Origin of the sequence: Cobetia sp. Ld8, assembly GCF_045066615.1 — a bacterium.
GTDB classification, from domain to species: Bacteria; Pseudomonadota; Gammaproteobacteria; order Pseudomonadales; family Halomonadaceae; genus Cobetia; species Cobetia amphilecti.
Map to the genome: position 1 here is coordinate 93,417 of NZ_JBISHF010000009.1, position 12,839 is coordinate 106,255.

At 65.5% G+C, this 12,839-nt stretch carries 13 protein-coding genes; 5 read left to right on the forward strand and 8 right to left on the reverse strand.

Annotation, left to right across the window (positions count from 1 at the left end):
• Positions 1-62 precede the first annotated feature (62 nt).
• The gene (gene thiD, locus ACJJV2_RS16600; RefSeq protein WP_192839067.1) at positions 63-863 is read right to left on the reverse strand and encodes a bifunctional hydroxymethylpyrimidine kinase/phosphomethylpyrimidine kinase; all 801 of its coding nucleotides are present in this window, start codon (positions 861-863) and stop codon (positions 63-65) included.
• Positions 864-973: 110 nt separating this feature from the next.
• Here thiD and ACJJV2_RS16605 point away from each other — a divergent pair, with 110 nt between their 5' ends.
• The gene (locus tag ACJJV2_RS16605) at positions 974-1,438 is read left to right on the forward strand and encodes a YqaA family protein (RefSeq protein ID WP_405282305.1); all 465 of its coding nucleotides are present in this window, start codon (positions 974-976) and stop codon (positions 1,436-1,438) included.
• A gap of 58 nt (positions 1,439-1,496) precedes the next feature.
• Here the strand turns inward: ACJJV2_RS16605 and ACJJV2_RS16610 are convergent, their stop codons facing one another.
• Positions 1,497-1,652 (reverse strand): hypothetical protein, encoded by a 156-nt coding sequence (locus ACJJV2_RS16610; protein ID WP_405282306.1) that lies wholly within the window; start codon positions 1,650-1,652, stop codon positions 1,497-1,499.
• 128 nt (positions 1,653-1,780) lie between these two features.
• Here ACJJV2_RS16610 and ACJJV2_RS16615 point away from each other — a divergent pair, with 128 nt between their 5' ends.
• On the forward strand, positions 1,781-3,013 hold the full coding sequence (locus ACJJV2_RS16615) for a patatin-like phospholipase family protein (protein ID WP_131431122.1): 1,233 nt from the start codon (positions 1,781-1,783) through the stop codon (positions 3,011-3,013).
• A 121-nt stretch (positions 3,014-3,134) separates the two neighbouring features.
• Here the strand turns inward: ACJJV2_RS16615 and ACJJV2_RS16620 are convergent, their stop codons facing one another.
• Both ACJJV2_RS16620 and ACJJV2_RS16625 read right to left on the reverse strand, forming a co-directional pair.
• Positions 3,135-3,899, reverse strand: coding sequence for a pseudouridine synthase (locus tag ACJJV2_RS16620; protein WP_405282307.1), 765 nt, complete (start codon positions 3,897-3,899; stop codon positions 3,135-3,137).
• 3 nt (positions 3,900-3,902) lie between these two features.
• Positions 3,903-5,837 (reverse strand): ATP-binding cassette domain-containing protein, encoded by a 1,935-nt coding sequence (locus ACJJV2_RS16625; RefSeq protein ID WP_107335718.1) that lies wholly within the window; start codon positions 5,835-5,837, stop codon positions 3,903-3,905.
• A 159-nt stretch (positions 5,838-5,996) separates the two neighbouring features.
• On the opposite strand from ACJJV2_RS16625, the gene ACJJV2_RS16630 reads away from it, so the two are divergent.
• Positions 5,997-6,602, forward strand: coding sequence for a TIGR02444 family protein (locus ACJJV2_RS16630; RefSeq protein ID WP_405282308.1), 606 nt, complete (start codon positions 5,997-5,999; stop codon positions 6,600-6,602).
• A gap of 139 nt (positions 6,603-6,741) precedes the next feature.
• Positions 6,742-7,449 (forward strand): FKBP-type peptidyl-prolyl cis-trans isomerase, encoded by a 708-nt coding sequence (locus ACJJV2_RS16635; RefSeq protein ID WP_043333314.1) that lies wholly within the window; start codon positions 6,742-6,744, stop codon positions 7,447-7,449.
• 538 nt (positions 7,450-7,987) lie between these two features.
• On the opposite strand, the gene ACJJV2_RS16640 is transcribed toward ACJJV2_RS16635, so the two are convergent.
• Positions 7,988-8,734, reverse strand: coding sequence for an SCO family protein (locus ACJJV2_RS16640; RefSeq protein WP_405282309.1), 747 nt, complete (start codon positions 8,732-8,734; stop codon positions 7,988-7,990).
• A 64-nt stretch (positions 8,735-8,798) separates the two neighbouring features.
• Positions 8,799-9,392, reverse strand: coding sequence for a hypothetical protein (locus tag ACJJV2_RS16645; RefSeq protein WP_317292477.1), 594 nt, complete (start codon positions 9,390-9,392; stop codon positions 8,799-8,801).
• A gap of 267 nt (positions 9,393-9,659) precedes the next feature.
• On the opposite strand from ACJJV2_RS16645, the gene ACJJV2_RS16650 reads away from it, so the two are divergent.
• Entirely contained in the window at positions 9,660-10,589 is a 930-nt protein-coding gene (locus tag ACJJV2_RS16650) for an AEC family transporter (RefSeq protein ID WP_405282310.1), read from the forward strand.
• A gap of 286 nt (positions 10,590-10,875) precedes the next feature.
• Here ACJJV2_RS16650 and ACJJV2_RS16655 read toward each other — a convergent pair whose 3' ends face one another.
• Together ACJJV2_RS16655 and trmB are read right to left on the reverse strand one after the other, a co-directional pair.
• The gene (locus ACJJV2_RS16655; protein WP_405282311.1) at positions 10,876-11,793 is read right to left on the reverse strand and encodes a putative RNA methyltransferase; all 918 of its coding nucleotides are present in this window, start codon (positions 11,791-11,793) and stop codon (positions 10,876-10,878) included.
• Positions 11,794-11,982: 189 nt separating this feature from the next.
• Positions 11,983-12,822 (reverse strand): tRNA (guanosine(46)-N7)-methyltransferase TrmB, encoded by an 840-nt coding sequence (gene trmB, locus ACJJV2_RS16660; protein WP_405282312.1) that lies wholly within the window; start codon positions 12,820-12,822, stop codon positions 11,983-11,985.
• Positions 12,823-12,839: the final 17 nt, after the last annotated feature.

Genomic DNA, 12,839 nt, shown 5'->3' on the forward strand with positions numbered 1-12,839 from the left:
AGGGGAGCTTGCGGGGTTCATCACTCCTGCAGACCGGGTTTCACAGGCCGGCTCTCGCTGGCTTACCACAGGGCGTGGAAATGATGCACCGGCCCACGGCCCTTGCCGACGCTGAGCTGGTCGGAGGCGCGCAGCGCGCCCAGCAGCCATTCGCGCGCCTCGACCACCGCCTGCGGCAACGGCAGACCGTTCGCCAGTCGCGCCGTGATGGCGGAAGACATCGAGCAGCCGGTGCCGTGCAGGTTGTCGGTCTCGATACGCGGTGCGCACAGCCATTGCTCGCCGGCATCGCTGACCAGCAGGTCATCGCAGGCCTGCCCCTCAAGCGCACCGCCCTTGATCAACACCGCCTTCGCGCCTCTAGCACGCAGCTCGCGGGCGACCTCGGGCATGTCGGAGCGCCCGATCAGGCGCCGCTCGCCCAGCAGCACCGCAGCTTCATGCAGGTTGGGCGTGATGATGTCGGCCAGCGGCACCAGGTGCTCGGCCACCGATTGGATGGCAGCATCATTGACCAGCGCATCACCACTCTTCGCGACCAGCACCGGGTCGAGCACGACCCAGCGCGGGCGACGCTGCTGAAGGCGGTCGGCGAGCATTTCCACCACCAGCGGATCGGCCACCATGCCGATCTTGGCGGCGCGGATATCGAGATCATCCAGCACGGCGTCCAGCTGTGCGGCGATGAATTCCCGCGAGACCGCCTCCACGCTGCGCACGCCGCAGGTATTCTGCGCCGTCAGCGCCGTGATCACGCTGGCCCCGTAGGCGCCCAGCGCAGAGAATGTCTTGAGGTCCGCCTGAATGCCGGCTCCCCCGGAGGGGTCTGAGCCCGCTATCGTCAGGACGCACGGAATATGCATGCAGGAAGCTCCCGAAATATGGCTTTGACGTGCCAACAGCATACCCGAGCTGAGGAGGGAAGAAAGCCACCCCCAGCGCCCTGCCACCGTGAAAAACAGAAGAAAGTGATATGAATGAAGTGGCCCTACTGTCATTGCCGGCATTGACCTCGCTCGCCGTGATCTCGCTGGCCAGCGCCACCCTGCTGCCCGGCGGATCGGAGGCGGCCTTCGCGGGGCTGTGGTGCCTGGGGCACGCGCCCTGGGCGCTATGGATCGCGGCGACGCTGGGCAACACGCTCGGCAGCCTGATCAACGTCGCCCTGGGGCGTGGCGCCCGCCGTCTGCGCACACGGCGATGGTTTCCGGTCTCGCGGCGCGCATTGGCGCGCGGCACCCTGTGGTATCGCCGCTTCGGCGCCTGGAGCCTGCTGCTGAGCTGGGCCCCGCTGATTGGCGACCCGCTGACGGTGCTGGCGGGGGTCTTCCGGCTGGCGTGGTGGAAAAGCATCGTCCTGATCGTGATCGCCAAGGGCGGACGCTATGCGCTGTTGCTGCTGGCAGCCGACCTGTGGCTGACGCCCTGGTGCCAATGACCGCCGCACGGCTGCTGCTCCTGTTCCTGACCTCACCCTCGTCTTGGTCCCTGCCGCCTCAGTCAGTCGCTTGAATGAGATCGCAGACACGCAAGGCGAGGATGCGTGCTATGCTGACAAGCGCCATGCTGCGCTGCACAATAAAAGCACTTCGATTGCTTTTCACCAGTGCCTCATTGCCTTGATCAGGTGCTTCATTGCCCTTGATATGCACCTCGTCACCCTTTCGCCGCCTCCACGAGCCCACGCCTCCCCCATCACATGGCGTCACGCTCGCGACGGTCCCCCTGACCTCGGGCATTCCTCGGCGGAGTGCTGCACTGCTAGAGAGGAGAAGGTTTCATGCGTGATACATCCTGCGACTTCTGCGCCGATGCGCTCAATATTCTGGTGCTGCAAGGCGGTGGCGCGCTCGGCGCCTACCAGATCGGCATCTTCGAGGCGCTGGCCGAAGCCGGCATCCAGCCCGACTGGGTGGTCGGCACCTCGGTCGGCGCCATCAATGGTGCCCTGATCGCCGGCAATCCGGAGGGCGAGCGCCTCAAGGCCCTCGAGTCATTCTGGTATGGCATCGCCCAACCCGCTGCCAGCATGGGCCCCGCCTTTCATCCGTGGGAGCGCAGTGTCGCGCGCACCTCTGCCATGCTGTGGGGCATTCCGGGCTTCTTCCGCCCGCGCCCACTGTGGACGGTACCGATCTGGCAGAGCTTCTTCGGCGAGCCGCCCAGCCTCTACGACACCGAGCCGCTGGGCGACACGCTCAACCGGCTGGTGGACTTCGAGCGCCTCGATGCCCGCCATCCGGAGAACGTTCGCCTGTCGGTCGGGGCAGTGAATATCGGCAGCGGCGCACTGCGCTACTTCGACTCCTCGCATGAAGCGCTGGACCACCGCCATATTCTGGCCAGCGGCGCCCTGCCACCGGCCTTCCCGCCGGTGTGGGTCGATGGCGAAGCCTATTGGGATGGCGGCCTGTACTCCAATACGCCCGTCAGCTGGGTGCTGTCGGAGCGTCCGCATGGCGAGACGGTGGTCAACTGCTACGTGATCGACCTGTGGAGTGCCGATGGCAAGGTGCCGGAGACATTGCAGGAGGCGCAGCTGCGCGAGAAGGACATCCAGTATTCCAGCCGTGCCGGCGAGCACCTCAATCTGCTGGAAGAGAATCAGGCGCTGCGCATGGGAATCGAGAATCTCGCCGACCATCTGCCGGAGGAGCTGCGCCAGTCGCCGAAGATCCAGCGCATCCTCGCCATGACCCAGCAGCCCTCGATCAACGTGGTGCGTCTGCTGGCCTCGGCGCGCCCGGGCGAGACCTCACTGAAGGATATCGACTTCTCGCGCGCGACCATCGACTCGCGTCGCGACAGTGGCTATCAGGACATGCAGGAAGTGCTGAGCCGCTGCAGCCAGTTTGCGCCGCTGCCGGAGGATATCGGGGTCATCGTGCGCAACTTCACGCGCAACGCCGAGGGCGAGCTGGTCAGCCTGTCGACGCCTGATGCCAGCCCCGTCGACGATGACCAGGCGAGCATCACGGCAGAGGACCTGCCCAGTCAGGCGACCGGCAGCTGAGCAGCGCTGACGACGATTCAGAACGATCTATCCACACCCCATCGCAGCCGTCACGCGCTGGCGGCGCACCAGGCGGGTGTGGATAACCCGGTGTCGGCAAGACGCCACCCGCCGGGTGGCCTCACCCGCGAGGCTGCGCGGCCCCCAGCCGTGAACACTCCTCGCGGGTAAGCTCGCGCCACTCCCCCGGCGCCAGCCCCTCGAGACTCAAGCCCGCCACCGACTCACGGTGCAGCCACACCACGCGATTGCCCAAGCTACGCCACAGTCGCTTGACGTGGTGATGGCGTCCCTCGTGCAGCGTCAGGCGTGCCTGGTTCGCGGTGAGAAACGCAAGCTTTGCCGGCAGTGTCGGGCGCGGATCATGTTCGAGCAGCACCCCCTGGCGAACCTGTGCGATGGCGCTTTCCTGTTCGGCCTCCGTCAGGGGCCGCTCCAGCCCCATGCGATAAAGCTTGGCGGGGCCCTCGAGCCCGGCATCGCTGATGCGCGCCGAGACATCGCCGTCGTTGGTCAGCAGCAGGGCACCAGTCGTCGCACGGTCGAGACGCCCGACATGGTGGATCTCGGCCAGCCAGCCGCTGTCCTCGCCGCGTGCATTCAGCGTGTCACGCAGCACATCGATCACGGTGGGGTGTTCGGGGTCATGACAGGCCGTCACGACCCCGGCGGGCTTGTTGAGCAGGATATGACGCGGACACCGCGCGATCTGCAGGCAGACGGTCGCGTCAGGCGCTGACAGGTGGATGTCATCGAAGGGGCCGACCTCATGCAGCGGGTCGCTGATCGTCGCGCCGTTGACCCGCACGCGCCCCGCCGCCAGCGCCGAGAGCGCATGACGACGGTTGAGCTGTGGCTGACGTGTCAGCCAGCGGTCCAGCCGCATGACCTAGTCCGCCGCCTTGAGCTGGGCTTCCATCTCTTCCAGCGCTTCCTGAGCCTCGAACCATTCGGCTTCGGCCTCATCGAGGCGACTCTTGATCTCGCCTTGGCTGGCCAGCAATTTGGTCAGCTCCGCCTTGCGGTCCGCCTCGTAGAGCGTGGCATCGCCCAGCGCTTCCTCGATCTTGTCCAGCTCGCCCTGCGCCTTGCTCATCTTCTGCTCGGCCTTGTCGCTGACCTTCTTGAGCGGACGCAGCTTCTCGCGCAGTTCAGCCGCCTGACGGCGCGCCTCCTTGCGGTCCGGCGTGCGCGTGCTGTCAGTTCCCGCATCGGCATCCTTCTGGGCGCGCGCTTCCCGCCGCTCGCCCTCGACCCGCGCCTTGAGCCAGGCACGGTAGTCATCCAGGTCACCATCGAAGGGCGTCACGCGACCATCGGCGATGCACCAGAATTCATCGACGCAGGCACGCAGCAGGTGGCGGTCGTGGGAGACCAGAATCACGGTGCCCTCGAAGGTCGCCAGTGCATCGGTGAGCGCCTCGCGCATGTCGAGGTCCAGGTGGTTGGTCGGCTCATCCAGCAGCAGTAGATTGGGCTTCTGCCACGCGATCAGCGACAGCGCCAGACGCGCCTTCTCGCCACCGGAGAACGACTCCACCGTGGCGTAGACCTCATCGCCGTGGAAGCCGAAGCTGCCGAGGAAGGTGCGGATCTCCAGCTCACCCGCCGACGGTGACAGGCGCAGCACATGATTGAAGGGCGTCGAGGACAGGTCGAGCCCGTCCACCTGATGCTGGGCGAAGTAGCCGATGGCCAGATGCTCGCCGGCGGTCCGCTGGCCCTCGACCAGCGCAAGCTCGCCGGTGAGCGCCTTGATCAGCGTCGACTTGCCGGCGCCGTTGGGGCCGAGCAGACCGATGCGCTGTCCCGGCAGCAGCGAGAAGCGCACCCCGGAGAGCTGCGGCGGCTGACCGGGATAGCCGATCACCGCGCGGTCCAGCCCCAGCAGCGGATGCGAGATCTTGTCGGAGCACGGGATGGTGAAGTGGAACGGGGAATCGGCCTTGACCGCCGCCGTCTCTTCCATGCGCTCCAGCATCTTCATGCGACTCTGGGCCTGACGCGCCTTGGTGGCCTTGGCCTTGAAGCGGCGCACGAAATCCTCGATCTCGGCGCGCCGCGCCATGGTCTTCTCGTGCTCGACCTGCTCACGCACCAGACGCTCGGAACGCGTGCGCTCGAAGCGGCTGTAGTTGCCCTTGTAGACCACCAGCTTGCGGCGATCGAAGTGGATGATGTGATCACACACCGCATCGAGGAAGTCGCGGTCGTGGGAGATCAGCAGCAGCGCGCCGGGATAACGCGCCAGCCATTGCTCCAGCCACAGCAACGCATCGAGATCCAGGTGGTTGGTCGGCTCATCCAGCAGCAGCAGGTCAGACGGCGTGAACAGGGTGCGCGCCAGATTGGCACGCATGCGCCAGCCACCCGAGAAGGCCGCCAGCGGCTGACTGAGCTGCGCCTGGCTGAAGCCGAGGCCGACCAGCAGCTGCTCGGCACGTGCCCGCGCGGTGTAGCCATCGAGGGTGTCGAAGTGGGCGTGCAGCTCGGCCTGACGCTGGTGCTCGCCGCTCTCTTCGGCGGCTGCCAGGGCGCGCTCGGTCTCGCGCAGCGCGTGGTCCCCGTCCATGACGTAGTCGACGATCGGACGCTCCAGCGCATCGATTTCCTGCGCCATGTGCGCGACACGCACGCCACCGGCCAGCGATACCGTGCCGCTGTCGGGCGTCAACTCGCCGAGGATCAGGCCGAACAGGCTCGACTTGCCGGCGCCATTGGGGCCGACGATACCGGCCTTGTGACCGGCATGCAGCGTCAGGTCCGCTTCGTCGATCAGCGGTGCTCCGCCGCGTTGCAGGGCGAGCTGGCGCAGTGCAATCATGACAACCTCGATCAGAAAATACGGGGGACGTCGGGCTCCCGTTCACCGCCACCGACACGAGCGCTACGACTCAGCAAGCTGCTGGGCGCGACTCGTGAAGAGACATCATCGGTGACACATGAAGAGACATCATCCGTGATACACGAAGAGGCCGACTTGATGGGCGCATATTCTATCGGATTGTGGGACTACGCGCTGTCTCTGTATGCCCTGCCCGGCGAGGTCGGCTCTGCGGGCAACCCTCAGCCGACGCCGGACATGATGAGTACCTGCCTGCTGCTGCAGGACGAGGCGGGCCTCGATGTCTGCGAGCTGCTGTGGATTCACTGGCTGTCCGCCCACGGCATCGCCCTCGCCGCCTCGCCCACTCGTTTGCTTGAAGACGTGCGCGACTGGCAGGGCTGGATGACCGGCATGTTGCGCGAGCGCCGCCGCCAGCTGAAGCAGGAGCTGACGACGCTGCCCGCCACCCAGGACCCGGCCGCGGTGCAACGCCTGGAACGCCTCTATCAGCAGCTCAAGGCCTGCGAGCTTTCCGCCGAGCAGGAGACCCTCGCCCAGCTGGAAGAGCTGAGCCCTGCGCCGTCGTCAGCCGAAGGCGCGACCGGCCTGCGGGCGCCCTTCGCGCATGTCGCGGACCCGCTGCAGGCCTTTCAGCAATCGCTGGCCCTGCTGAGCGGCAAGACGACGCTCGCCGTGGGGGACCACCCGTCGGCACGTGCCCTGCGCCGCCTGGCACTGGCCCGCGTGCCCGCCGGCGCCTGACAACGCCAGCGAGATGCGGAACTTGTACGCGGCTGGTAGAGTCGGAGTAACACTAGTGCCCGAGGCAGGCCATGCCGCCTCGGTGCCAATTGCGTGTTTCGGGCCCGTCTCAGGCCCATTCCATCCTGAAGGAGTTTTCATGAAACAGCTGGTCAGTGCCGTCGCGCTCGGCGCCCTCCTGGTCACCCCGTTCAGCTTTGCCGCCGATGACAGCCTCGCAGACGAGCAGGCACAGCTCAGCTATGGCATCGGTGCAACTCTGGGCAAGAGCCTCTCCCAGGACATCACCGATCTGGATCTCGACGCCTTCACTCAAGCCGTGCGTGATGTCTACGCCAAGGGCGACATGAAGATGAGCGACCAGGAAATCGCGGATTCGCTTTCCCGCTTCCAGCAGAAGAAGATGGAAGAGCAGAAGAAGATGGTCGAGCAGGAAGCGACCGACAACAAGGCAGAGGGTGACAAGTTCCTCGCCGACAACGCCAAGAAGGACGGCGTGAAGACACTGGATTCCGGCCTGCAGTACAAGGTGCTGGAATCCGGTGACGGCGCGACCCCGTCCGCTGAAGACACCGTCAAGGTGAACTACGAAGGCAAGCTGCTGGACGGCACCGTCTTCGACAGCTCCTACCAGCGTGGCGAGCCGGTCAGCTTCAAGGTCAACCAGGTCATCAAGGGCTGGCAGGAAGCACTGCAGGAAATGAGCGTCGGCGACACCTGGATGCTCTACGTCCCGGCTGAGCTTGCCTACGGCAAGGCTGGCACCGGCGGCCCGATCGGCCCGAACGAGACGCTGACCTTCAAGGTCGAGCTGCTCGACGTGACCAAGGCCGACGCCAAGCAGTAATGGCGGCGTGAGCCTCCCCTGCTGGTAACCGGCAAGCACTGCTGCCGGTAGCAACGAAAGAGCCGCCCATCGGGCGGCTCTTTGCGTTTCTGGCAAGGCCGGATGAGGGCCAGTGGCAAGCTCATCCAAGCGCATGCTGCGCACAGGATAACGGGGCATGCCATCACTACGGCAATGGCTGATGTCCGCTGATTCTCCCCTCCAGAAGGCCCTGTGCGGACGCCGCCAGCCTGTGGATAAATCTGTGGGGAAGCTATTGACCACAGGTTGACAACCGGCCTTTCTGGTGCCTGTCGCGGCAGTGATGCTGGTTGAACGCAAAGCAACCACTGACTTGATATTTTTAGTCGATATCTCGTAACAGTTTGTTTTTATTAGCCTTTATAAATCAGCACTTGACGGCACTGCGTTGCGCGTTCGAGGCGTCATGATTATCCACAAAATTTTCCTTGAGCGCTTGCCAACTTGTGGACAATGTGTATTTCACCTCTGAGAAAGGGCTCAAGACGCGGCGCATTCAGCGGGTGCCACGCAGCGCTCAATCAGCGGTCGCGCTCAGGACGCGCGTCACGCCAGCGCGAACACCGGCCGGCCCCGGCGTGAATGGAATGCGATCGTAGATGCGCCCCTGGGCAGAGACGAGATAGAGCGCGGCACCATGATCGATGGTGTAACCCAGCGCGGAGTCCTGTGCCTCGACACGCCGATAGCTGACGCCATAGCGCCGCGCCACATCGGCGAGTGCCGCCTGACTGCCGGTGATGCCCTGAAAGCGCGGCCCGAAGTGCCCGGTGTATTCGGCCAGCCGGGCAGGGGTGTCGCGCTCGGGGTCCAGCGACACCATCACCGGCACCACACGCGCCGCCGCCCGGGGTGGCAGTTCAGACATCACCTGACGCAGCGCCGCCAGCGTCATCGGGCAGACATCCGGGCATTGGGTATAGCCGAAGTAGAGCGCGACGACCGGCGTGGCCTGCGCGTCTGCGGCCTCGCCCATCGTGACCTCCGCGAGCGTGAAGTCACCCTGCTGTGATTCGAGCTGGATGGGGCCGCCCAGACTGGCCCAGGCCTGCATGCCCGCGACCGGTGCCAGGTCCTGCTGCGCCTGCTGCCAGGCAACACCGGCACCGATCACGGCCGCCAGACCGACGGCGCCCAGCAGCCACCAGCGTCTGGCGACGCCCTTGTCCAGCTGATGGCTTTCTTGTCGACTATTGTCCAGCTGATGGCTCTCTTGTCGGCGAGTGCCTGCCTGCCCGTCCTGTGACTTTCGCTCTGCGCCCATCCCTGCCTCCCGGTGCCTTCATGCCTGAAACGACGTCCCTGCCGGCCGGGCTCAGCGCCAGCGGCTAGCTGCCCTGATACGTCGGGCGGGTATCACTGCGAAACAATTGGTCGACCGAGCTTTCGAGCTGCTCCGCCGTGGTGGCCTGCGGGTGGCTATCGAAATCGAACCAGCTGCCCAGTCGGCCACGCTCGGTGGTGACGATCACCTGCGCACGCCACGCCATGGTCGCGCTGCTGCAGAACCCCAGCTGCCCTTCCCCCTGCCAATGCTGGCGCTCGAGGCTCTGGGCATCGGTGGTGTTCAGCACGCTGCGCTTCACGCCCATGTCCATGTGGCGGCCGATGAAGTCCACCTCGACCCCCTCCGGTGAGACGCCTTCCGTCATCACGCGAATGCCCAGCGGTGTCAGCGGACTGATATCGCCCTCCAGCGCCAGGGTAATACGCCCGAAGCGGCCCAGCTCGGCAGTACAGGGGGCATGATTGAGCTCACAGGACTGATTGGGCGCAAACCAGGTCACCTTGCCGTTGCTGCCGTCGCGTACCAGGTAATAGTCGATCAGGTAATACAGCGAGACCACGATGGTGATCAGCGTGACGATGATCAGCAGATTGAGCAGCCGCGGGCGGGCATTGTCTTCTTCTACGCGATACATGGCAGTTCCGGCAACGGTCCGGCAGCGCATCGACAGGCAAGGCGCCCCGAATGGGAAAGAAAGTGACGTGATGGGAATGGTCTGCGCTCAGCCACGACATGACGCCAGCGCGTGACCGGCGAACAAGACCTGAGTCCAAGTGCAGCGCTGAGCGAGTCATGACAAGCTTACCAGCCCGCCTCACCGCGGCAGCAGGCGAGACATCATGTCACGCGCACGCCACATCGCCCTCAAGGCATTCGCACTCAGCCCCGACAAGGAGTCAGCATGGCAAGTGTACAGCAGGCGCTCGGCCCCCTCTTCCTGTTGATCCTCGCGGGGGCGCTGCTCGGGTGGAAGCGCTTCCCCGGCGAAGGCTTCTGGAGCGAACTGGAACGCCTGATCTATTACGTGCTGTTCCCCGCGATGCTGGTGTCCACGCTGGCACGCGCCGACATGGCCAGCGTGCCGGTCGTGGCGCTGGCCAGCGTGATGCTGGGCGCGATGCTGCTGTTCGCCGCCGCGCTATGGCTGAGCTGGCGTCACGCGCCGGACTGGCTGAGCCGTCATATGGGCGACGCCGCCTCCTTTACCTCGCTCTTCCAGGGCAGCGTCCGCTTCAACAGCTACGTCGGCGTGGCCGGGGCAGCAGCGCTGCATGGCAGTGCCGGGGCGACCGTCGCGGCCGTGGCGCTGGCGCTGATGGTGCCTGCCGCCAACCTGCTGTGCGTGATGGCCTTCATCGGGGCAGGCACCCTGGGCGAAGGCGGCCTGCTGCGCTCGCTCAAGGCGCTGACCCGTAATCCGCTGGTGCTGGCGTGTCTGGCCGGCACGGCGCTCAACCTGAGCGGCATCGGCTTGCCGGGCTGGAGTGGCGACGCCATCAGCCTGCTGGGGCGCTCCGCCTTGCCGCTCGGCCTGGTCGCGGTAGGCGTGGCACTGCGTCCGCGTGTACTGGTGAGCAGTGGCAGCGTGGCGTGGCTGGCAAGCCTGCTGAAGCTGCTGGCGATGCCGGCACTGGTGGTCTTGCTCTGCCGGTGGTTCGGCCTTGAGGGAGTGGCGCGCGATGTGGCGATTCTGTTCGCGGCGCTGCCCACCGCGACCTCCGCCTATATTCTGGCCCGCCAGCTGGGCGGCAATGCCGAGCTGATGGCGGCGTTGATCACCGCCCAGACGCTGCTGGCGATGCTGACCCTGCCCCTGTGGCTGGCGACCTGAGCTCTTGTCGACCTGAGCTCCTGTCGAGCTGTCGATCTGTCGATCTGTCGACCGCACATCCGAACGCGACGTGAGAGCGCGCAGCGTGCGCAGCGCACAAGAAAAAGGGCATCCCCAGATGAGGATGCCCAAGACCGTGACTAGCTTGATGAGGAGAAACACCGTAGCGGGGGCCTGACTCCGCCGCTACGGCTGGGCTTGCGCCCTGCGATGTCTGCCCGGACACCGCACAGACAAGATAATCATTCTCATTTGCTTTTGCAAGGCAAATGCGAAGAATTTCTATTTAAGCTTTACCTTTTGCATCCTCGAGCGAGAACACCCTCAGTTCCGCATGCAATTCGACCTCCAACGCCGTCATGGCTTCCGCACGCGCCAGGCCATCACGCTCGGCGCGATACAGATGCGGCGTCATGGTCAGCAGGTCCCGAATCTGCTCATTGCTGGTCAATGACAGCCCCGCATGCAGATGCTCGACCTCGCCGCTGATGGCAAAGCCAGCGGACTCGGCAGCGCTCAGCCCGGCTTCACCGCGCGCGGGCTTCAGCTCGCGGTAGAGAATCTTGCGCAACGCCAGCAGGTGCTCGGCCCCCGCTTCCAGCAACACGACGTGGCCACCGGGCTTGAGGACACGCGCGAATTCCTGCCAGACAGGGAAGCCGAAGGCGCAGATGACGACATCCACGCACGCATCTTCCAGCGGCAGGGCGGCGTTGGTGCCCACCAGCCAGGCGGCATCACGTGACTGCTTCGCCGCGGCCAGCACCGCGTGCTTGGAGATATCCAGCCCCGCCGCCGTCAGCGAGAGATTCTGCTCACCGGCAGCGCACGCCAAATGACGCAGATAGAAGCCTTCGCCGCAGCCGGCATCCAGCACGGTCAGCGGCGCCTGAGACGTCTGGGCCGCCGCCAATGCCAGCACACGGCTAGCCAGGGCCGCCGCCAACGGCTGATAGCCGCCCAGCGCGAACAGGCGCTGGCGGGCGCTCACCATCGCCTTGCTGTCGCCGGGGTCCAGACTGCGCTTGCGCTGCACCGGCAGCAGATTGACATGCCCCTGGCGTGCGATATCGAAGCGATGCCCGTCGGCACAGCACCAGCTCTGGCCGTCACGTACCAGCGGCTGGGCATCCAGCGGACAGGTCAGGGCCGTCAGCGGGGTCATGGTCGGGCGATCAGCCGAGTCGGCGGTAGGCGTCGTCATGGTCAGCAACTCTCGGGACGGGAAAAGAAAGGGACAGCAAACACAGCAAGCGGCACAGACCGCCACGCAGGCAAATGGCCTTGGCACGCAGAACCGCGCCATGGCGATGGGCCTCACACGCAAGCGGCCACCCGAAGGCGGCCGCGATGCAGCGTCATGAAGACGCCGCCACTGCGCACGAGGCGCTGATCAGTCCTGCTTGACGAAGATCAGGTCCCACACGTCGTGGCCGAGACGCTCGCCGCGCTGTTCGAACTTGGTCAGCGGACGGAAGTCCGGACGCGGCACGTAGGGCGCGGTTTCCGCCGGAGCGGTGTTGGCAAAGCCCGGCGCTTCGGCCATCTCTTCCGCCATCGCTTCGGCGTAGTTGGCCCAGTCGGTGGCCATGTGGAAGTGGCCGCCCGGCTTGAGCACACGACGCACCAGCTCGACGAAGGCCGGCTGAACGATACGACGCTTGTGGTGCTTCTTCTTCGGCCACGGGTCCGGGAAGAACAGCTGGAAGGTGTCGGCACAACCGGCCGGCACGCAATCCGCCAGCACTTCCAGGGCGTCGTGACGATAGACACGCAGGTTGGTCAGGCCCAGCTTGTCGACATCATCCAGCAGCTTGCCGACGCCCGGCGCGTGCACTTCGATGCCGATGAAGTCGGTGTCCGGGTTGGCCTGCGCCTGTTCACACAGTGACTTGCCCATGCCGAAGCCGACTTCGATCACCAGCGGCGCCCGACGCCCGAACAGCGCTTCGAGATCCAGCTCGCCCTGCTCGTGACGCAGGCCAAGGCGCGGGAAGACCTCTTCGAGCCCGCGGGTCTGGGCCTGGGTCATGCGGCCACCACGAATCACGTAGCTCTTGATGCCACGCTTGCGGGCGACGGCTTCATCGGCAACGGAAGGGGTCGCTGGCGCGCTTTCGGTCTGCACGCTCTCGGGCTGCGCGCTCTCGTTCTGCACACTTTCTTGCTGCGCGTCGTCAGCGGGAGCAGAAGTGGACGTGTCGTCCTGCGGCTTGGAAGTCTCGTCAGTCATGGGGTCGTCTTGGTCTT